We start from the raw sequence: 19,968 nt of genomic DNA on the forward strand, positions 1-19,968 counted from the left end.
CCCATGACCCCAAAGTCACGTCCATCGGCATCTCAAGACAATTGCGCCGCTGGCGTTTAGGTGACGTTAAGTGTCCGGAGAAACTTCCCCACATCCGGAACGCTCAAAAGGACCATGCAATCGTGTCCTGATTGTGGGGAGGAGGAACGGGATTTCTCGGGGCGGGCGCCGCTTTATCGCTCGGGGGCGGAATAAGCGGTGCTCGATTACCCGCTTCCGTCGCCTCATTTAGCCCTTGTTAACCCTGCTTGAATTGACTGGGCCAACCTGCACGATGCGCCCATGAGGCACGACGCCTGAGGTTAAGGACCCCGATGACGGCATCAAATGCGGGAACCGCGCCCTGGACTGGCCGGCTGACCGGAAGCGGGACCGGGGTCTCAGTTCTGGTCGCAACCGCCATCGTCGTGGCCGACATGATCGGGGTCGGCGTCTTCACCAGCCTCGGCTTCCAGGTCAAGGACATCCCGTCCGGCTTCTCGATCCTGCTGCTGTGGACCGTCGGCGGCATCGTCGCGCTGTGTGGCGTGTTCGCCTATAGCGAGCTCGGGGCGATGTTTCCGCGCTCGAGCGGGGAGTACAATTTCCTCGGTCGCGCCTATCATCCCGCCTTCGGCTTTCTCGCCGGCTGGGTGTCGGCGACGGTGGGCTTTGCCGCGCCCGTTGCGCTCGCCGCGATGGCGTTCGGCGAATACGCCAAATCTGTCGTGCCCGATCTGCCCCCGATCCCGCTCGCCATCGCCGTGGTGTGGCTGGTCTCGCTCGTGCAACTGACCGGCGTCAGGCACTCCTCGACCTTCCAGCTGATCGCGACGATCATCAAGGTCGCGCTGATCGTCGCCTTCCTGGTCGCCGGCTTCGTCATCGCTGCCCCGCAACCGATCACGTTTACGCCGCAGCCGGGCGATCTCGCCCACATCGTCAGCGCGCCGTTTGCGATCGGGCTCGTCTTCGTGATGTATTCGTTCTCGGGCTGGAACGCCGCGACCTACATCATCGGCGAGATGAACATGCCGCAGCGGAATCTGCCGCGCGCGCTGCTGGCGGGGACGCTGATCGTGCTCGTGCTGTACGTCGCGCTGAACGCGGTGTTTCTCCATTCGACGCCGGTCGGTGCGCTTGCCGGTCAGCTCGATGTCGCCAGCGTCGCCGGCAGCGCCATCTTCGGCAGCCTCGGTGGTCGGATCGTCGGCGCGATGATCTGCGTTGGCCTGATCTCCTCGATCAGCGCCATGATGTGGATCGGCCCGCGCGTGATGATGACGATGGGGGAGGACATTCCCGCCTTGCGCGTGTTCTCGAAGCGATCGGCGAGCGGCGCGCCGGCCTATGCGATCCTGTTCCAGCTCGCCGTCGCCAATCTGCTGCTGTTCACGCGCAGCTTCGAGGCGGTGCTCGACTTCATCCAGTTCGCACTGTTGTTCTGCTCGTTCTTCACGGTCGCCGGCGTCATCAAGCTGCGCATCACCGATCCCGATCTGCCGCGACCCTATCGCGCCTGGGGATACCCGTTCACGCCGCTGGTTTTCCTGCTCGTGACCGCGTTCATGATGTACTACCTGCTGACCGAGCGGCCGCTGCAGTCGCTCGCGGGGATGCTCGTCATGCTCTCGGGCCTGTTCATTTATGCTGTTTTCCGCAGGCGGCCGGTCGCCGCTGGCAATTCACACGATCGCGCATAGACATGTTTCGTCCCCTCAGAATTGCGGCCACAGCTCTTGCCCTGCTGGCTGCGGCCGTCTCGTCCGCGCACGCCGCCGAGGTGAGCTTCGACGACACCGCGCGCTTCCTCGCGGGCATGCAGCCTTCGGCGGACTCGCCGCTGGTGGCGCTCACGAAGGATCCGGGCTGGCAGCGCCATGCAAAGTTCTTCGACGGCGCCTTCGCCCAGCTCGAACAGCGCCAGCTCTCCAAGATCCGCGATTGGGCCGACGTCAATCTCGCCGCGCCCCGGCCGACCATGTTCTACATGTTCAGCGGCCCCGATTTCCTCTACGCCAACGCTTTCCATTCCAAGGCCAGCACTTACGTGCTCGGCGCGCTGGAGCCGGTCGGCGCCGTGCCCGATTTGACGCGGCTGCCGCGCGGCGCGGTCGGCGCGGCGCTCTACAATGTCGAGCGCTCGCTCGGCTCGATCCTGAGCTTTTCCTTCTTCATCACCAAGCAGATGAAGGTCGACCTGCACGCCAACCAGGTCAACGGGACCTTGCCGATCCTCTATGTCTTCCTCGCGCGCTCCGGCAAGACCATCCGCAACGTCGAGATGATCGCGCTCGACGACAAGGGGGGCTTGCATGTCGGCGACGACAATCCGGGGCGCAACGCGACGCGCGGCGTTCGCATCACCTTCGCCGGCAGCGATGGCGAGGCGCGCACGCTGCATTATTTCTCGACCGACCTCTCCAATGCCGGCGCGCGCAACACCGGATTCCTGAAATTCTGCGAGACGCTCGGGCCCGGCAACAGCCTGCTCAAGAGTGCGTCCTATCTCATGCACTCCGGAAACTTCACCGTCGTTCGCGACTGGCTGCTCGCCAACAGCGCCACCATCATCCAGGACGATTCCGGTATTCCGCTTGCGAACTACGGCGCGCGGCAATGGCGGTTCTTCCCGTTCGGCCGCTATCTCGGGCCGATCGACGAATTCCCCGGCCGCTACCAGGAGCGCTATTCCGAGTTGTTCACGCGGGCCCAGCCGATCGATTTCGGCGTCGGCTACCGCTGGCGGATGCACGAGTCCAATTTGTTGCTGGCGGTGAGGGTGCCGGGTACCGAAACGGCGCCGGGCGGGGAGGCCACCTCGTCGGCCGATCCGACGCCGAAGCCGCCGCGTCCGAAACGGCTGCGGCCGCCCGAGCCGATCCCGCCGCCGCCCGGGCGCTTCTACTGGTTCCGCTAAGCATGATTCGGAAAAGTGCGAAGCGGTTTTCCGAAATGATCATGCGCAAACAACAGGCTAAAGCGACAACGATTCATCCAATTCTCATTGCGCTTTAGCTACCAGTGCACGCTCTGGCTTGGCACGATGAACGCCGTCGTGCTCGGCGCGGTGGCTAAGCTCGTCGCCAGATACCAGCCGGAGCCAAGCACGAGCGCGAGCAAGGCGACGATCGCGAGCAGATCCAGGGTTCTGGGGTCGTGGTGCCGCCTGGAGCCGGGGGTGGGCCCAGGCCTGAAGTGAGAAAGCCTGAAGTGAGAAAGCCTGAAGTGAGAAAGCCTGAAGTGAAGATGAGGGCTGATTTTCCAGCGCATTGTTGTTTCCTCCCGGGGGAGCATCGAAACAACGCGGGAAGAAAGCTTGCGGTTCCCCTCAGGCCACCGATGCGCAAAGCATCACAGCAATCTCAGGATGCATTGACGCCGCGCCAGCGGCCGTAGCGCCATGGCAGATACCAGTGCGCGCCTGGCGGTGCCGTGAGCGGTACATTGTCGATGCCCGACGTGCCGAACGGATTGCAGCGCAGCAGGCGCGCAAGCGTCATCCAGCCGCCGGCCCAGAGCCCGAACCGTTCGATCGCCTCGTCGCCATAGACGGAGCAAGTCGGCAGATGCCGGCAATTGTAACCGACCAAGGGCGACAGCGTGTGCCGGTAGAGCCAAATCAACGCACGGCCGAATCTGCGCGGGAGCCGAAACGCCCCTTCGACGGAACTGGAACAATGCCCGCAGGCTGAATGCTTCATGTGCGATGTGCTGCGAGGTTAGGCGAGGTGTTGCACGGTTCCGGCGCAGGGAACTGTAAGCTGTTGTTTGCGCGCCATATTTTGCGTGCTTTTTGGGAGCAGTGCAGCAAGTACCTGTGGACGATCTGTATTCCCACGGATACCATTTTTGTGACGTCCATGTGTAGAAACATACGCCTGTATGATGGACTCAGAGGGCGCTACCAAGGATTGTTAGGGACCTTAGGGGCTTGGGGAAGGAACCAGATTGAGACTTCTGAACTCCCTTAATCTTCGCGGCTGGTTGCTGGTGGGAACCGCCGTCTGTGGAGTCGTGCTGGCTGGCGCCGTCGCGACACTCGGGTCATCGGCCCGCGCGGGTGTTGCTCTCGAAGAGCGCAAGCTGCCGATGAAGTTCAACTGGATTGCCTGCGAGCCGAACTGCCGCGGCTGGGTCAGCGCGGTCGGCATCATCACCGCTGACACACCGAAGGATTTCGAGGAGTTTTCCCGCGGACGGCAGCTCGGCGGCGCCACCGTGGTGCTCGATTCCAGCGGCGGTTCCGTCAACGACGCGATCACCCTCGGCCGACGCTTCCGCAATCTCGGACTCCTGACCACGGTCGGCGTAAGTCTCCGCGGCGGGCAGTCCGCACGCCCGGCGGTTGCGCCAGAGGCCTATTGCGAATCCATGTGTGTGTTCCTGCTGCTGGCCGGCAAGAAGCGCTACGTGCCCGAAGCTGCCCATGTCCGCGTCCACCAGATCTGGATGGGCGACCGCGCCGACGATGCCAAGGCAGCGAGCTACAGCGCGCAGGACCTGATGATCGTGGAACGCGACATCGGCCGGCTTGCCAAATACACCTTCGACATGGGCGGAGCCGGTGACCTGCTGTCGCTCGCGCTCAGCGTGCCGCCCTGGGAAGACCTGCATGAGCTGGACGCCGGCGAGCTGAAGCTCACCAATCTCGTGACGACCGACCTCGTCGCCGACGTGCTGCCGCATGTGGACATCTCTGCGCCGGCAATGGCGGAGCTTGCGCCGAAGACTCAGGCAAGGTTCGGCGCGGAACCGGAGCAGTCGCAGCCTGCCAAGTCGACCAAGACGGCCGAAGCCTTGGTGCCGACCGGTGGCGTGGCCGCGCCGGCTCCGGCGACGCAGAAGTAAGCTCTGAAATCTTGATAGTGATTCCGGGTTCGTCGCTTTGCGACGCCCCGTGTCGTTCCGGGGAGTTCAGCCCTGCGCCGCAGCCGGCTGCTTGGCCTTGGCTTCGATCTGGCCAATGGCGTCGACCACCGCATCGAAGGTCAGGAGCGTCGAGGCGTGCCGCGCCTTGTAGTCGCGGACCGGCTCGAGGAACTTGATCTCCTCCCATTTGCCTTCAGGAGGCGCACCGTTCTCCTTCAGCATCTTGCGAACAGTTTCGCGTAACTCACGGAGTTCGCTCGCAGTCGAGCCGACGATGCGACTTGCCATGATGGATGAGGAGGCTTGTCCGAGCGCGCAGGCCTTCACGTCATGGGCGAAGTCGGTGACCCTGTCGCCCTCCATCTTGAGATCGATCTTCACGGTCGAGCCGCACAGTTTGGAGTGGGCGGTGGCGGAGGCATCGGGGTCCGGCAGCCGTCCGAGGCGCGGAATATTCCCGGCCAACTCGATGATCCGCTTGTTGTAGATGTCGTTCAGCATGTGATGGAGTCCAGCACTTCCGCATCGGATCGGCCTTGGCGGGCGCCGTCCACGGTCCTATATAGGGTCGGAACTGGCGGAAAAACAGTCCAGCGGCGGTGGCGATAGGCCATGCGGCCGACGGGAGAGATGAGGACCATTTCGCCGGGTTCAACTGTTCTCTTCAGGCGTCCGGCGGCATGCCGCCCCGTCTGCCGGTGACACTTCGGCCGCAAGGCCGTCGAACGGAGTAGACATGGACGCGACCATCAAATCCATCCGCCCCAACATGCCCTCCGACCGGCAGCCCGAGAGCCGACCGGCCGAGCTTGATCCCGCCGAATTCCTCGCGGCCGCCGTCCGCGCCGATCAGCCGCGCCCGGCGCGCGCCGAGGCCGAACAGGCGGTGAAGACGCTGCTCGCCTATATCGGCGAGAACACCGAGCGCGAGGGCCTGCTCGACACGCCGCGCCGCGTGGTCGAGGCTTTCGACGAGCTCTATCAGGGCTATCACCAATGCCCGGCCGAGGTGCTCGACCGCACCTTTGGCGAGACCGCGGGGTATGACGATTTCGTCCTGGTGCGCGACATCGAGTTCACCTCGCAATGCGAGCATCACATGATGCCGTTCTACGGCAGGGCGCACATCGCCTATACGCCGGTGGAACGCGTCGTCGGCCTGTCCAAGCTCGCCCGCCTCACCGACATCTTCGCCCGCAGGCTCCAGACCCAGGAGCATCTGACGGCGCAGATCGCGGCTGCGATCGACGAGGTCCTCAAGCCGCGCGGCGTCGCGGTGCTGATCGAGGCCGAGCATACCTGCATGTCGGTGCGCGGCGTCGCCAAGCATGGCGCCTCCACCTTCACCAGCCGCTTCACCGGCATGTTCCGCGACAACCCGGCGGAGCAGGCCCGTTTCCTGTCCCTGGTGCGAGGCCTGCAGCGCTGACCTCGCAAGTTAACGGCGAGGGTCGCTATGTCCGCTCACTCCCATGAGATCGAGGAAGGGTTGTCCTTCCTCCCGCGCTTCGACGCGAGCGGCCTCGTGACTTGCGTCGCGACCGACGTCGCCACCGGTGATGTGCTCATGGTCGCGCACATGAACGAGGAGGCGCTGCGCAAGACGATCGCGACCGGCGAGGCCTGGTACTTCAGCCGCTCACGCAATGCCTTGTGGCGAAAAGGTGAGACCTCGGGTCAGACCCAGCGCGTGATCGAGATGCGGACCGATTGCGACCAGGACGCGGTCTGGATCCGTGTCGAGCAGATCGGCGCGGCCTGCCACACCGGGCGGCGATCCTGCTTCTATCGCAAGGTCGAGGCCGAAGGCGGCGGGGCGAAGCTGGTCTTCGCCGATGCGGAGCGGCTGTTCGACCCGAACGCGGTCTACAAGAAGTAGCTCGCTGTCATTCCGGGGCGCACCGAAGGTGCGAGCCCGGAATCCCTTCAGCTGCGCGTAATGCCTTGCGATGGATTCCGGGCTCGCGCTACGCGCGCCCCGGCACGACAGCGAGGGCCAATTTAACCCCGCATTAACCATACCTGTCCCACGGTGAGACGACAGGCGCCGAATTGCCGGCGCTGCTCAACGCCGCGCGGGGCGGGCACTTCATCATGTCGGTCGACAATTCCAGTGCCACGCAGACGGCGGTTCTCGATCCGTCGCGGGCGCGCGTCGCCGGTGCGATCAAGCAGGCCTCGAATGTCTCCGGCGTCAGCTTCCAGTACATGCTGACCACCGCCAAGATGGAATCGGATTTCGATCCGACGGCGGGTGCAACGACGTCATCCGCGCACGGGCTCTACCAGTTCATCGACCAGACCTGGCTCGGCACGGTGAAGGAGGCGGGCCCCCAGCTCGGCTATGGCAATTATGCCAACGCGATCTCCAGGACCACGTCGGGCGGCTACGCCGTCGACGATCCCGCGATGAAGCGGTCGATCATGAAGCTGCGCGACGATCCCGAGGCCGCCTCCAGCATGGCGGCGGCGCTGACGCAGTCGAACAGTTTCAAGTTGACGGGCCTGCTCGGGCGCAGGCCGAGCGACAGCGAACTCTACATGGCGCATTTCATGGGCGTCGGCGGGGCCGCGAAACTGATTGCCAATGCCGAGGACAATCCGCAAGCGGTCGGCGCGCGGCTGTTTCCCAATGCGGCATCCGCCAACCGTTCGATTTTTTATGCCAGGGACGGCCGCGCCCGCAGCGTCTCCGAAGTCTATTCGGTGCTGGACTCGCGCTATGCCAGCGCGGCCAATTCGAAAACGACCCGCAGCGCGATGGCGATGTATGGCGGCACGCCGTCGACCACGGAGGTTGCGAGCGCGAGCGGCGTGCAGCCGACCGCACCTGTCATCGACAACGCCGCCTATCTCCAGACCTTCCCGAACACACGCGCGGTGACGCCCGTCAGTGCGACATCGACGACGACGGTCTCCAACAGTGCCCCGACCACGCCGGTGTTTCGTTCGATCTATCAGCCCGGCGATGCCACGCAGCCGGTTTCGACCACGGTGCAGAAGCTGTGGGGCAACAACGCCTCGCTCACGTCAGTCGCATCCGCGACGCCGGATGTGCGGCCGCCGCAGCCGCTCGATCTGTTCAGCGATCGCAGCGGCACGTTCTCGAGCTAATCAGGTCTCGTGTCCCGGACGCGCCGCAGCGTGAAACGCTGCTGCGCAGAGCCGGGACCCATGCCGCAGCAAATCATCCTGTCGGACATGGACTCCGGCTCAGCTCGCATCACCTCGTGCTGCGCTGCGTCCGGGGCACGCAAGCCGAGCGCCTTTGTTCCCTTAACAAAACGTCAATAAAACCAGCCAGTTATGGTGAACGCTTTGTTAAGCGTCGTGGTTTATTTTGTGTTCCAGGTGACGAGCCGTCACCAATTTCGTTTGTTGTGTAAGCCGGAAGCAGCATGATTGTTCGGCAGTTCATCAATTGGATCAGGACGGCGCCCGCCGGCGAGCGGGCCGAGGCCACACGGGCGTTGGCCCGGGCCTGGCTGATCTCAGACCTTTCGACAGACGACCGCATCGCCGCCGAAGGCGCGCTTCTGATGCAGCTCGACGATCCCTCGCCGCTGGTGCGGCAGGCGATGGCCGAGGCCTTTGCGCGCAGCACGGATGCGCCGGCCTCGATCGTGCGGGCGCTGTCGGCGGACCAGCCGACCGTCGCGCTGCCCGTGCTCGAACATTCCCCGCTGCTGATCGACGCCGATCTCGTCGACCTCGTCGCGACCGGCAATCACGAGGTGCAATGCGCGGTCGCACGCCGCATCGCGCTGCCGGTCTCGGTCTGCGCCGCCATCGCCGAAGTCGGCTGCGCGGCGGCCGCGCTGGAGCTGATCGAAAATCCCAACGCCGAGCTTGCGCCGTTCTCCTGGGATCGCATCGTCGAGCGCCACGGCCATCTCGCCGCGATCCGCGAGGCGATGCTGGTGCTGGACGATCTGCCGTCCGCAACCCGCGCCGCGCTGGTCGCGAAACTCTCCGAGACGCTGGCGCAGTTCGTCGTGGCGCGGAACTGGCTCAGCGCCGACCGCGCCGAACGCATCGCGCTCGAGGCGCGCGACCGCTCCACCATGAATATCGCATCGCGCTCGCGCGGCGAGGATATGCAGGGCCTGGTGCGACACCTGCGCATCACCGGCCAGCTCACGGCGGGTCTCATCTTGCGCGCGCTGTTGTCGAGCAATCTCGACCTCTTCGACGCGGCGCTGGCCGAGCTTGCCGACCTGCCGCTGGCGCGCGTCACCGCGCTGCTGCACGACCGCGGCGGCAACAGCCTGCACGCGCTGCTGCGCCGCGCCGGGCTACCCGAGGCGACGTTCGCGGCGTTCCAGGTCGCGCTCGATGCCTGCCACGAGCAGGGCTTCGTCGACAGCGACGACGGCGCGGTGCGGTTGCGCCGGCGCATGGTCGAGCGCGTGCTCACCCATTGCGAGACCGACCGCGGCGTCACCGAGCCGCTGATGGTCCTGCTGCGCCGCTTCGCCACCGAATCCGCGCGGGAGGAGGCAAGGCTGTTCTGCGACGAGCTGGTCGCGGACGATGCGATCGATCCTGTGTATGGCGATCTGATCGCGGCGTAGCGAGCTGCCGTAGGGTGGGTTAGCCCTGCGGCTGCGCGAAGCGCAGCTCGCAGGCGTAACCCACCTCTTTGCTTTCCACGCAAACAGAGAAGTGGTGGGTTACGCTACGCTAACCCACCCTACGATTCTGATCGTGGTGATAGAGCCGAACCCTTACTCCGTCGGCGCGATGCTCGGTGCCAGGATCACCTCGAGATGCTCGGGGCGGTCGCGGTTGACATGGGCGAGATAGTCGTCGGCGACCTTGCGCAGGCGGCGGCTGAGCTCGGCGGAGACGCTGATGCTGTCGAGCCTGGTGTTCTCGTGCACGATGGCGAGGATGGCGTTGATGTGGTGCGTGAACAGTTCGGCCGGCACCTTTTCCAGATCAGGCGCGTGCTCGATGACGCGGCACAGGCTCTCGGCGATTCCGGCCGCGGCCGGATAGCCGAAGGTCGCGGCGTCGCCCTTGATGTCGTGCGCGGCGCGGAACAGCTCGTCGCGCCGCTCCTTGGTGAAGCCGTCATTGCGGATGGCGACATAGGCGGCCGACAGACGATTGACCTCGGTCGTCATCCAATCCTTGAACTCGCCGGACAGGCCCGCCAGCGCCTGCTCGGCGCGGCCGATCGGATCGTCCATGTCCTTGTCTTCGACCCGGCGCAGAACTTTCCGCAGCGGGTTGGGCTGCGTGATGAGTTGATGCGTGGCGAAGGCCGTGACCTCGATGTCCTTTGCGCTGTTCTTCGCCATGATGCCTGCCTCGTCTGAAGACGTTGCGCTAGATGGATGAGCGGGCCTTGTCGAGCAGCGAGGGCTGCTGGAGCACCTCGTGCTTTTCGCCGACGCGGCGCTCGGGGCCCATGTAGGCGGAATTGGTGTTGCGGCGCCGGTCCGGCCCGAAATAGGTCTTGGTCTTGATGAAGGGGCGGGGATTGGCGACCACGTTGAGGATGCGCTGATAGAGCCCCTTGGCCGAGATCGGCTTGGCCAGGAATTCGGTGACGCCGGCATCGCGCGCCACGGTGACGCGGCGCTTCTCGGAATGGCCGGTCAGCATGATGATCGGCGCGTAGGGGTTGCCCTTGGATTCCGGCTGCCGGATCATCTGCGCGAGCTCGAGCCCGTCGAAGATCGGCATGGCCCAGTCGGTGATGACGATGTCAGGCACGTAATGGCTGTACATTTCGAGCGCGGTGGCGCCGTCCTCGGCTTCATAGACCTCGCGCGCGCCGAACGAATGCAACAGCGTGCGCAGGATGCGGCGCATGTGCGGATTGTCGTCACAGACGAGGAAGCGCAGCTTGTTGAAGTCGATACGGAACATGACGCCCGGGCCAAAGCGGTCAACCTTCGTTAACCATATCGTGGCGAGGGTTAACGAAGGGTTGCGACCGGGCTCCCGCAGCGCGCGGGGGGGCGGGGGCTCAGTAGCCGAACTGCTCGCGCAAAATGCGTTCTTCCAGGCTGTGGCCGGGGTCGAACAGCATGCGCATCGAGATGCTCTTGTCGGACAGGACCTCGACGCGCCGGACCCTGCGGACCTCTTCATGGTCGGCGACGGCCGCGACCGGACGCTTGTCGTCCTCCAGCACCTCGATCACGACATAGGCGGTGTTGGGCAGCAGCGCCCCGCGCCAGCGGCGCGGGCGGAAGGCGCTGATCGGGGTCAGTGCCAGAAGGGCGGCGTTGATCGGCAGGATCGGTCCCTGCGCCGACAGATTGTAGGCCGTCGAGCCGGCCGGCGTCGCCACGATGATGCCGTCGGCGATCAGCTCGGGCATGCGCTCGCGCTCGTCGATCAGGATCCGCAGGCGCGCCGCCTGCGAGGTCTGCCGGAACAGGTAGACCTCGTTGATGGCGTGGTGCAGATGGACGCGGTCGTTGGCGTCGGTTGCGCGCATCAGGAGCGGATTGATCTCGGATTCATGCGCCGTCTCGAGCCGCGCCCGCAGATCGTGCGTCGCGTATTCGTTCATCAGGAAGCCGACGGTGCCGCGATGCATGCCGTAGATCGGCTTTCCCGTGCGCATGTTCTGGTGCAGCGTCTGCAGCATCAGCCCGTCGCCCCCCAGCGCAACCACGACGTCGGCCTCCCTGGGGTCGCAATTGCCATAGTCCCTGGTGAGCTGGCTGAAGGCGGCCTGCGCCTCGCTGCTCGGGCTGGCGACGAAGGCGATGCGGTCGTATCGCTGGGGCTTGGTCATGGCTTGTCGGGCAGGCCGCTTGCTGGAGGAAGTTCCGCCGGGCTCGTCTATACGACCTGGGGCTCCATTGTCGAGGATGACCGCCTCTCAAGGCAAACGGGCGATTGTCGATCCAGAGAACAAAACGGGTTGATTTGAGCCAGCCCGCGCGCCTTACTTGCCCATCGGACCGGTGATCCCGCAAAGCGTCGCAATTCCGCGCTAGTTCGAAGCGCGCCGGCTGTGACAACCGGGCAGGGAGAACGATCATGTTCACGATCTTGCCGACTCTGCGACGAACCGGGCTCGTGCTGGCCGTGTCCGCGGCCGCGCTCGCGAGTGTCGCGCGCGCGGATGATCCGCCGCAGCCGCGCTCCGAGGCGGCATCGCCAGCGGCACAGAAGGGTGGGCGCGCCGCCAATCCGCAAAGCGCGACGCAGGCCTCGCCGTCCGCGGCCGAGCCGCATCGTCTCCCCCCGGATTCCACCACGAAGCAGACGCTGGATCTGCCCGGCCGCACCCTCAATTTCGCCGCGACCGCCGGCTCCATCCGGGTGTTCGACGGCAAGGGCGAGCCGCTGGCCGACATCGCCTATACGTCCTACCAGCTCGACGGCGCCGACCGTGCCACGCGCCCGGTCACGTTCCTGTTCAATGGCGGGCCCGGCGCGTCCTCGGCGTGGCTCCAGTTCGGCGCGGCCGGTCCATGGCGGCTGCCGCTCGACGGCGAAGGGCTGTCGCCGTCAGCCTCGCCCGAGGTGAAGCCGAACGCGGAGACCTGGCTCGATTTCACCGATCTCGTCTTCATCGATCCCGTCAGCACGGGCTACAGCCGCTTCATTGCGAGCGGCGAGGACGCACGAAAATCGTTCTACTCCGTCGACGGCGACGTCAACGCGATCGCGCTGGTGATCCGCCGCTGGCTCGAGAAGCACGACCGGCTGACCTCGCCGAAATACGTCGCGGGCGAGAGCTATGGCGGCATTCGCGGGCCGAAGGTGGTGCGCCAGTTGCAGCTCCAGCACGGCGTCGGCGTCAAGGGCCTGATCCTGGTGTCGCCGCTCTTGGATTTCCGCGAGTTCACCGGCACCAGCCTCCTGCAATATGTCGCGACCTTGCCGAGCTATGTGGCGGTGGCGCGCGAGGCCAAAGGGCCGGTCAAGCGCGCCGATCTCGCAGACGTCGAGGCCTACGCGCGCGGCGAATTCCTGGCCGACCTCGTCAAGGGCGAGGCGGACAAGGAGGCCACCAATCGTCTTGCCGACAAGGTCGCCGCGCTCACCGGCATCGACCAGGCGGTGAGCCGCCGGCTCGCCGGCCGTTTCGACGTCGGTGAATTCCGCCGCGAATTCGACCGCAAGAACGGCAAGGTGACGGGACGTTACGATGCCTCGGTGCGCGGCTTCGATCCCTATCCGGATTCGAGCAGCTCGCGGTTCGGCGACCCCTCGGGCGACGCGCTCCAGGCGCCGCTGACGAGCGCCGCGGTCGACGTGCTCACGCGCAAGCTCAACTGGCGGCCCGACGGCTCCTATGAAGTCCTGAACGGCACCGTGGAAGGTCACTGGGATTTCGGCCGTGGCATCAACCCGCCGCAATCGGTGTCCGAGCTGCGCCAGATCCTCGCCACTGATGCCAAGCTGAACGTGCTGGTCGCGCACGGCCTGTTCGACCTTGCCACGCCCTATTTCGGAACGAAGCGGGTGCTCGATCAGATGCCGGCCTTCGCAACGCAGCGCGTGAAGTTCGTCGTCTACCCCGGCGGCCACATGTTCTATTCGCAAGGAGGCTCGCGGCAGGCGTTTCGCAGCGAGGTCGAGGCGCTGATCAGGGAGTAGAGCATGATCCGGAAAAGTGTATAGCGGTTTTCCGATAGGATCATGCTCCGATTAAAGAGGCCGCCGTTTGCGCGGCTTATATCGACGGGCGATCTCCTTCGCCACGACGCGCGCAGGCTTGACGTTGGCGCCGGCGATCCAGACCTCGCTGATCCTGCCGCGCTTGTCGCGGATACGGCGCACCGGCTCGCCATGGCTGGAATAGCCCGCAGCCCAGGCGAGCTTGCCGGTGTCGCGGCCGGTGACCTCGATCTCGGCGGCATCCATGAACGGATTGTTGAACTGCGGATTGGCGACGACCACGCGATTGCCCATCGGCACGAGGTCGCTCGCACCCCAGATCGTCCACCAGCGGCCGGTCCAGTCGCGCAGGCGCCGGTCGGCCGTGCCGCGCGCCTTGAACACGCGCAAGATCTGCATCGCGCCGTCCACCCAGAACGGTGCCGCGCCGTCGATGGAGTTGCTGAGGATGCTGATCGTGAGCTCGCAAGCGGGAATGGCGCAGGTGCGGGAGATGTAGCCCTGAAAGCCGCCGCCATGGCCGAACCAGTCCCAGCCGTCGGTCTTGCCGGCATTGACGCCGAGCCCGTAATAGCCCTCGAAGCCCTGCGGGATACGCCAATGGTGTCGCGTCATCTCGCGGCGGCTTGCGACCGAGAGCACGCTCTTCTTTGCATTGGGCGCAAGCTGCGCGAAGAAGCGTGCGGTGTCGCCGGCCGTCGCAACGAAGCCTGCAGCGGACGCCATCGCGTGCGCGGGATTGTCGCCGGGGATCACGCATCGTTCGCCGAACGGCAGCTTTCGCGTATGGCCGCGCGCGAACGATGCGCCTTTGGGAAGGGGCGCGTCCGGCTCGCTCTCGCGCAGGCCCGCGGGCTCGATGATCTCGCGCTTGATCCAGGCGGAGTAGGGCTGCTTGGTCACCGCTTCGATGACGAGGCCGAGCAGGCCAAAGCCGTGATTGGAATATTTGAAGCGCGTGCCGGGCTCGATCGCGGTCGGCAGCTTCAATTCCGCGAGCAACTCTCTCGCGTCGAGATAGGAACGGCGGTCGATGAACTGGCCGGAATCGGCGCCGTCGCGCGTCAACCCGGCGCTGTGCGATAGCACCTGCGCGATCGTGGTCTCGGCGACGCGCGGATGCAGGCCACCGACATATTGGCCGACCGGATCGTCGAGCCGGAGCTTGCGCTGTTCGCGCAGCTTCATGATGCCGGCCGAGGTGAAGCTCTTGGAGTGGGAGGCGATGCGGAAGCGGTGGCGCGGGGTGAGCTTCTCGCCGGTGTCGAGATTGGCGAGGCCAAACGCATGCTCGGCGACGATCTCGCCGCGATGGGCGAATGCGACGATGACGCCTGGCTGCTGGATGGTCGTCAGTTGGAATTCGATCCAGGAGCCGATGTAGTCGATCGCGGATCGCAGCCACGGGTCCATTGCACACCAATTTGCTGGGAAAATCGATGCGAGAGGCTAGCCGAGAAAGCCGAACGGGCACAACCGAAAGGTTGTGCCCGTTCGCGAGGTCGAAGATGCGATTGTCTCAGTAGACGAGCGTCGCGCCGGTCGGCTTGTCGAGCGCCGTGGCAAGCGAGCGATACTCGGAGCTGTCGGTGCCGGCGAGCGAGGCGATCTTGTTCAGATGATACTGCGCCTGTTCGCGGTTGCCCTGCTCAAGCTGCCAGAGGCCGTAATACTGCCAGGTGCGGACGTGGTTCGGATCGTCCTTCAGCGCCAGCTCGTAATAGACCTTCGACGACTGGTAGTCGCCGAGCTTGCGATAGGAGTAGCCGATCAGATTGGCGACGTCGGCGACGTCGTCGCGCTTGAGCGACTTCAGCTGATCGATCGCGCCGGTGTAGTCGTGGTTGTCGTAGATCGCCGTGTAGGCGGTGCGATAGGCGGCGAGGAATTTGGGATCGCTGACGGAAGAGCTCTTCTTCTTGCCCTTCTTGGACGAGGAGTCCGACTTCGGCGGCGGCGAGGGCTCGTCACTGCCGGCGGCATAGGCGCTGGACAGCACCGGCGCGGCCGCCAGCGACATGGCGACCAATCCCGGCACGACAAGCATTGAGAGTTTGCGCATCTAAATTCTCCCGTATGGAACGTGGCGATCCTACACGATTGCCCGAAGACCGGAACACCCGTCTGGCGAAAACATTCCCGCTTCGCACGATCTATTCGCCCGGGCGCAGATGACAAACTTTTGTCATCGAGATGAACGGAAGCCTGCAGGGGGCTTCAGACAGGGTTCAGCGCGCTGCCCCTAGGCTCCCACCCACGATCGAAGGGGAGGCGAGAGGGCGCCGCCTCAAGATCCTTCCAAGAGGAGACCACTATGTTGAAGACCATTTCCGCAGCCTTGCTCGCCGCTTCCGTGATCGCAGCCCCGGCCTTCGCTGCCGAGGCCGGCAAGACCAACACGGCCCCGGTGATCAAGGCGGACCAGAGCCAGACCAAGGCCTCGACCACCGCCGCAAAACCGGACACCGGCATCAAGGCCGATGCCAAGACCGACGCGAAGGCCGGCGACGTGAAGCCCGCCGACGTCAAGGCGGACGCCAAGGTGGATACCAAGTCGAAGGCGCTGAATGCCAACGCAGCGGTCACGCCCGACGAGCACAAGACCGTGCGGACGCATCGCCATCACCACAAGCATCTGTCGGCGAAGAAGTCGCTGAAGGCGCAGCCGGACCTCACCAAGCCGGCAACCACCGAGAAGCGCAGCTAACGACTGATCCTGCGCGGCGGCATCCCAAGCATTGCCCCGCCGCCGCGTCAGGACTCCAGACCCGGCCCGTCGTCTCGGCGCCTTGCGCGAAAGCGCGAGACGCCGGCGGCGGGACGGTGCGTGCGTCGCAAAGCCCCGGGGACGCGAATTCCCTTTGCACGACCTTGCGGCTAGAACGTCCCCTTAGTCTGTTCGAGCGGGAGCGGGATCTGTGGGGCGATTGGCGAAACGTGCGGCGAGCTTGGCATCGGTCCTGCTATTGGCGTTGGCGCTCGCGGCGTGTTTCGGCAGCGACGGTGATCGTCCGACCATCATCGGGGGGACCCAGGCCGGAGGGCCGCAGCCGTTTCCCGACAATTTCCGCGGCGACATCCTGGCGCTGATGCGCACCTATCTGAACAACCCGGTCGGCGTGCGCGAGGCCAGCATGGCCGAGCCGGTCCAGCGCGAGGTCGGCGGCCGGCAGTTCTATGTGAGCTGTCTGCATTTCACCCCGCGCGAGACCGATGGCAGCTACAAGGCCATGCGGGAACGCGCTGTGATCTTCGTCAACGGACGGGCGGACCGCGTCGTCGACCGCACGAGCGAGCTCTGCGCCGGCGCGGTTTACGTACCCTTTCCGGAACTGGAAAAGATGACGCGGTAGCGCAAAGCCCGCCTTCATCGCCGGGTGTTAGAACGATGACTGCCGGAGCCGCCGGATCACATTTCGGCGAGCTTTGAACGGGGTGGTTCGACCTCGCGACAAATTGTTACGGTAGGCCCTGCGCAGACGACAAAAAATAGTCGGTGCAGGACGACGTGACGGAACAAAATCGCGTTGTTGCCCCACCGTCACAGTCACGAACGATCAACGTTCCGGCATCGCCGCGAAGCAACCCAATTCACGCCACGTTGTTTCCTGAGTGTCGCAAATGAAAGAACGGGGATGATCATGAAATCGATTTTGCTGGGTGCAGCTGCTCTGCTTGCGCTGGCCGCGCCGGCCGCCGCCGCGGACATGCAGCCGCGCACCTACGCCAAGGCCCCGGCCTACACGCCGCCGCAGCTGATTTATAACTGGACCGGTTTCTACATCGGCGGCCATGTCGGCGGCGCGTTCGCCGGCGACAGCAGCTTCCAGTCCAGCGACGCCCGCTTCCTCGGCGGCGTGCAGGGCGGCTTCGACTACCAGTTCGCGCCCAATTGGGTGGTGGGTATCGAGGCCCAGTATTCCTGGCTGCCGACCAACAACAACGGCGTCACGTTCCCGCTGGGCACGCAGGTGACCTCCAACACCGACCAGCTCGGGTCGGTGACCGGCCGCATCGGCTACACCTGGGGTCCGGCGCTGCTCTATGCCAAGGGCGGTTACGCCTGGCGCAATGGCGGCCTGGGCGTCAATGTCGCAGGCGTGCCGCAGGGCTTCACCACCACCGGCAACAGCAAGGACGGCTACACCGTCGGCGCCGGCCTCGAATACATGTTCGCGCCCAGCTGGTCGGCCAAGGCCGAGTACCAGTACTACAATTTCGGCAGCACCACCTTCACCTCCGGTCCGGCAGACATCGTCGGCGTTCGCGGCCGGGAGGACGAGCATACCGTCAAGGTCGGTGTGAACTACCGCTTCGGCTGGGGCGGTCCGGCAGCCTCGCGCTACTGACCCTCTACCGCGACCACGCTCTGACAAAGGCCGGCTTCCCGCCGGCCTTTCGTTTGTCAGCCTCTTGCCTGTCGGCCCCATGTTTGCTTTGCGTGAACCATCTGGCGCGTCATTTGCAGGAAAACATTCCGGCGGGCGCTTTCTCACGCGCGTCATGGGACTTGGGTAAAGCAAAAATAATTTTTGCTGCTTACGGAACTCGCGCTCCGGAAAGCGTTATATGAGAATTACCGGGCTGGTGGGACGACGGTCATGCGTATCTTGGTGTCGGCGGTGGTGCTCTCGTGCTTTGTCTGCCTGCCGTGCTCTGCACAGACAATCCTCAAATCCGAGCCTCTGATGCTGGCACCTTACGAGGTGGCCTTCGTCAAGGACGCGTCCTGCCCGTCGGGCAAGGTGCTCAAGGTCACCGGCGCGATCCGCGGGCTACATCGCCGCAAGGCCTGCGTGGCGCTGGCCGGTGAGCAGGCCTCGCTGGCAACCGCAACCCCCTGACCGCTTTGCGGCTTCCGCCGCCGGACCTCACGAATTCAGCTCGAGCTCCATCGTCGACTGGCGGTCGGCCTCGGCCTTGTTTTGGGCGGGGTCCTCACCCTGGACGACCCGGCAGGGCTTAATCTCGTAGTCGTTGTCGAGCACCCGGCGTGGCCCGGGACGCTCCTCGTCGGCGCTGATGTCCACGACCAGACCGCTCCGATAAGCGAGCTTCCAGACGTCGGATTCGCTCGGATAGGCCTTGCTGATCTGGGCGTCGTTGCAGAACAAGGCGTAGGGCATTCTTCCCGCTCCCGGAAAGCGCATTAACGACCTCACGGGCCGCGGGTTCCGGGGGGCTGGCGATCACGGGCCCGTGATCCAGGCTAAAGCATGATCCGGAAAGCGAGCAGCGGTTTTCCGAAAAGATCATGATTAAACAACAATTTAAAGCGCGATGACGATTCATCCTCATCGCATCGCGCTTTAGCCGGGCCTTGAGTCCTTAACGACTCCTGAATCGCGAAAAAAAGAATCCTTGGGACTCGTTTGGCGGAATCAGCGGATGTTTTCCGCCATGACGAGCGACCTGAAGACCTCCTGCGGGCACATGCTCCTGCCGCTGACGCTGGCGTTATTCGGCGCCTGCGCGGCCAATCTTTGGCTGGTGTGGTCCTGGCTGTAGGCCCCTCCGATGGGGGGTGGCGCGTTATTTTCTGACCGGTGGGGCCGGGGCGTCGTGGATGGCGGCGCGCAATCTGGTCAGGGTTTCGGCACAATATTCCTCGCGCTCGCGCTCGAACCGCTCCTGATGCTTGCGGAAATTGGCGATGCGGGCCTGCATCTCGGTGCGGAAATCACCGATCGCCCGCGGTGGCGGCGGAGGAGTGGGTGGGGGCGGTACCGGAGCTTGCGTCAGCTCGATCTCGACTGCAGCGACCTCCACGGCAACGATCTCGACCGCGGCTGTCGTGGCAACCGGGGTCCCTTCCGGCTGAAGGACATTATCCTTCATGCCGGTCACCGATTGGACGAAGGCCAGTGTCTGCGCGATCAGCTCGTCACGTTCCACGATCCATTTCATGATCCACCTCAGCCGGTCCCATTCCAGCAAAGCGGCTGCGGCGAATCAAGGCGGTAAACAAAGGATTGCATATTTTTCCCGGTCGCCCGAAAATAGGCAGATGGATTCCGGAAAAGAACGGTCGGACGAAGTGGAGGGCCTGAGGCTCATCCGCGCGTTCTTGTCGCTGCCGCCCGACAAGCGGGCGGAGGTGATCGCGTTCGTCGAGGAATTGGCGCGTGCGCATGGCCGGCCAGAGGAGGGCACGCAGGCGTCGCCGAGGTGAGCGCTATCGCTGGCGCGGATTGACGTTGGGCTCGAACGGTGCGCCAACCACCCGGACCGGTGTCTGAACCGGTGTCCGGGTGTCGTCGATCACGGCTGTCTCGGCGACCCGCTTTTCGGGGGCCGACCCAAGCATCGGCTCGAACAACATCAATGTCCCGGCCACGGCGACACAGCACAGCGTCACGGTCGCCAGCAGAAACATATTTCGGTTTTCTTCCCTGATCCGCATGGGCCAACAACGGCCGACGCCGAGGCTCGGTTCCCGTCTGGAATGTCGGGATCGCCCGCGCAACCGGTCGAAGCTTACGCGAAACTTACGGCGAGGGCTCAAAAGGGTTATTTTTC

Annotated in this window: 24 protein-coding genes; 13 read left to right on the top strand and 11 right to left on the bottom strand. The window is 64.7% G+C overall.

Annotated features, from left to right (window positions below):
* Positions 1-314 precede the first annotated feature (314 nt).
* Positions 315-1,682: an APC family permease gene (locus GDN70_RS15910; RefSeq protein ID WP_152102758.1), complete on the top strand. Its 1,368-nt coding sequence runs from the start codon at positions 315-317 to the stop codon at positions 1,680-1,682.
* A 2-nt stretch (positions 1,683-1,684) separates the two neighbouring features.
* The gene (locus GDN70_RS15915; protein ID WP_152102759.1) at positions 1,685-2,899 is read left to right on the top strand and encodes a hypothetical protein; all 1,215 of its coding nucleotides are present in this window, start codon (positions 1,685-1,687) and stop codon (positions 2,897-2,899) included.
* 98 nt (positions 2,900-2,997) lie between these two features.
* Here the strand turns inward: GDN70_RS15915 and GDN70_RS15920 are convergent, their stop codons facing one another.
* Positions 2,998-3,252 carry a hypothetical protein gene (locus tag GDN70_RS15920; RefSeq protein WP_152102760.1) on the bottom strand — a complete coding sequence of 85 codons (255 nt, stop codon included), beginning with the start codon at positions 3,250-3,252 and terminating at the stop codon, positions 2,998-3,000.
* 92 nt (positions 3,253-3,344) lie between these two features.
* Positions 3,345-3,683: a membrane protein insertion efficiency factor YidD gene (yidD, locus tag GDN70_RS15925; protein WP_028141106.1), complete on the bottom strand. Its 339-nt coding sequence runs from the start codon at positions 3,681-3,683 to the stop codon at positions 3,345-3,347.
* A gap of 247 nt (positions 3,684-3,930) precedes the next feature.
* Here yidD and GDN70_RS15930 point away from each other — a divergent pair, with 247 nt between their 5' ends.
* Positions 3,931-4,830, top strand: a complete 900-nt coding sequence (locus GDN70_RS15930; protein ID WP_028141105.1) for a hypothetical protein — start codon at positions 3,931-3,933, stop codon at positions 4,828-4,830.
* Between the two features lie 66 nt (positions 4,831-4,896).
* Here the strand turns inward: GDN70_RS15930 and GDN70_RS15935 are convergent, their stop codons facing one another.
* The gene (locus GDN70_RS15935; protein WP_028141104.1) at positions 4,897-5,352 is read right to left on the bottom strand and encodes an iron-sulfur cluster assembly scaffold protein; all 456 of its coding nucleotides are present in this window, start codon (positions 5,350-5,352) and stop codon (positions 4,897-4,899) included.
* A 235-nt stretch (positions 5,353-5,587) separates the two neighbouring features.
* Between GDN70_RS15935 and folE the strand changes: the two genes are divergently transcribed.
* The 4 genes from folE to GDN70_RS15955 all read left to right on the top strand — a co-directional run bounded on the left by folE (position 5,588) and on the right by GDN70_RS15955 (position 9,425).
* Positions 5,588-6,280 (top strand): GTP cyclohydrolase I FolE, encoded by a 693-nt coding sequence (gene folE / locus GDN70_RS15940; RefSeq protein ID WP_028141103.1) that lies wholly within the window; start codon positions 5,588-5,590, stop codon positions 6,278-6,280.
* A 27-nt stretch (positions 6,281-6,307) separates the two neighbouring features.
* Positions 6,308-6,730, top strand: coding sequence for a phosphoribosyl-AMP cyclohydrolase (gene hisI / locus GDN70_RS15945; RefSeq protein ID WP_028141102.1), 423 nt, complete (start codon positions 6,308-6,310; stop codon positions 6,728-6,730).
* 173 nt (positions 6,731-6,903) lie between these two features.
* The gene (locus tag GDN70_RS15950; protein WP_152102761.1) at positions 6,904-7,965 is read left to right on the top strand and encodes a lytic transglycosylase domain-containing protein; all 1,062 of its coding nucleotides are present in this window, start codon (positions 6,904-6,906) and stop codon (positions 7,963-7,965) included.
* A gap of 284 nt (positions 7,966-8,249) precedes the next feature.
* Positions 8,250-9,425, top strand: a complete 1,176-nt coding sequence (locus GDN70_RS15955) for a DUF2336 domain-containing protein (RefSeq protein ID WP_028141100.1) — start codon at positions 8,250-8,252, stop codon at positions 9,423-9,425.
* 153 nt (positions 9,426-9,578) lie between these two features.
* Here the strand turns inward: GDN70_RS15955 and GDN70_RS15960 are convergent, their stop codons facing one another.
* The 3 genes from GDN70_RS15960 to GDN70_RS15970 all read right to left on the bottom strand — a co-directional run bounded on the left by GDN70_RS15960 (position 9,579) and on the right by GDN70_RS15970 (position 11,611).
* Positions 9,579-10,157: an Hpt domain-containing protein gene (locus tag GDN70_RS15960; RefSeq protein ID WP_028141099.1), complete on the bottom strand. Its 579-nt coding sequence runs from the start codon at positions 10,155-10,157 to the stop codon at positions 9,579-9,581.
* A 28-nt stretch (positions 10,158-10,185) separates the two neighbouring features.
* Positions 10,186-10,731: a response regulator gene (locus tag GDN70_RS15965; protein WP_008549760.1), complete on the bottom strand. Its 546-nt coding sequence runs from the start codon at positions 10,729-10,731 to the stop codon at positions 10,186-10,188.
* A gap of 100 nt (positions 10,732-10,831) precedes the next feature.
* A complete protein-coding gene (locus GDN70_RS15970) occupies positions 10,832-11,611 on the bottom strand; it encodes an NAD kinase (protein WP_028141098.1) in 780 nt (259 codons plus the stop codon).
* A gap of 248 nt (positions 11,612-11,859) precedes the next feature.
* On the opposite strand from GDN70_RS15970, the gene GDN70_RS15975 reads away from it, so the two are divergent.
* Positions 11,860-13,428 carry a S10 family peptidase gene (locus tag GDN70_RS15975; RefSeq protein WP_152102762.1) on the top strand — a complete coding sequence of 523 codons (1,569 nt, stop codon included), beginning with the start codon at positions 11,860-11,862 and terminating at the stop codon, positions 13,426-13,428.
* Positions 13,429-13,479: 51 nt separating this feature from the next.
* Here GDN70_RS15975 and GDN70_RS15980 read toward each other — a convergent pair whose 3' ends face one another.
* A complete protein-coding gene (locus GDN70_RS15980; protein WP_038972372.1) occupies positions 13,480-14,862 on the bottom strand; it encodes a serine hydrolase in 1,383 nt (460 codons plus the stop codon).
* 106 nt (positions 14,863-14,968) lie between these two features.
* Entirely contained in the window at positions 14,969-15,511 is a 543-nt protein-coding gene (locus GDN70_RS15985) for a tetratricopeptide repeat protein (protein WP_028141095.1), read from the bottom strand.
* 252 nt (positions 15,512-15,763) lie between these two features.
* On the opposite strand from GDN70_RS15985, the gene GDN70_RS15990 reads away from it, so the two are divergent.
* From GDN70_RS15990 to GDN70_RS16005, 4 genes are all read left to right on the top strand, one after another.
* Positions 15,764-16,156 (top strand): His-rich protein BRANT, encoded by a 393-nt coding sequence (locus GDN70_RS15990; protein ID WP_028141094.1) that lies wholly within the window; start codon positions 15,764-15,766, stop codon positions 16,154-16,156.
* 211 nt (positions 16,157-16,367) lie between these two features.
* A complete protein-coding gene (locus GDN70_RS15995) occupies positions 16,368-16,802 on the top strand; it encodes a hypothetical protein (RefSeq protein WP_038974968.1) in 435 nt (144 codons plus the stop codon).
* A 288-nt stretch (positions 16,803-17,090) separates the two neighbouring features.
* Positions 17,091-17,798, top strand: a complete 708-nt coding sequence (locus GDN70_RS16000; protein ID WP_028141092.1) for an outer membrane protein — start codon at positions 17,091-17,093, stop codon at positions 17,796-17,798.
* 252 nt (positions 17,799-18,050) lie between these two features.
* Positions 18,051-18,293, top strand: a complete 243-nt coding sequence (locus tag GDN70_RS16005; protein WP_038972370.1) for a DUF6719 family protein — start codon at positions 18,051-18,053, stop codon at positions 18,291-18,293.
* Between the two features lie 27 nt (positions 18,294-18,320).
* Here GDN70_RS16005 and GDN70_RS16010 read toward each other — a convergent pair whose 3' ends face one another.
* The gene (locus GDN70_RS16010; protein WP_038972369.1) at positions 18,321-18,575 is read right to left on the bottom strand and encodes a hypothetical protein; all 255 of its coding nucleotides are present in this window, start codon (positions 18,573-18,575) and stop codon (positions 18,321-18,323) included.
* Between the two features lie 406 nt (positions 18,576-18,981).
* Positions 18,982-19,356 carry a hypothetical protein gene (locus tag GDN70_RS16015; protein ID WP_152102763.1) on the bottom strand — a complete coding sequence of 125 codons (375 nt, stop codon included), beginning with the start codon at positions 19,354-19,356 and terminating at the stop codon, positions 18,982-18,984.
* Here GDN70_RS16015 and GDN70_RS16020 point away from each other — a divergent pair.
* Positions 19,355-19,621 carry a hypothetical protein gene (locus tag GDN70_RS16020; RefSeq protein WP_131233057.1) on the top strand — a complete coding sequence of 89 codons (267 nt, stop codon included), beginning with the start codon at positions 19,355-19,357 and terminating at the stop codon, positions 19,619-19,621. The two genes, GDN70_RS16015 and GDN70_RS16020, sit on opposite strands and share 2 nt — an antisense overlap.
* A 3-nt stretch (positions 19,622-19,624) precedes the next feature.
* Here the strand turns inward: GDN70_RS16020 and GDN70_RS16025 are convergent, their stop codons facing one another.
* Positions 19,625-19,825 (bottom strand): hypothetical protein, encoded by a 201-nt coding sequence (locus tag GDN70_RS16025; protein ID WP_038950518.1) that lies wholly within the window; start codon positions 19,823-19,825, stop codon positions 19,625-19,627.
* Between the last annotated feature and the right edge of the window lie 143 nt (positions 19,826-19,968).

The organism is Bradyrhizobium sp. TM102, from assembly GCF_009176685.1.
Taxonomy (GTDB): Bacteria; Pseudomonadota; Alphaproteobacteria; order Rhizobiales; family Xanthobacteraceae; genus Bradyrhizobium; species Bradyrhizobium ottawaense.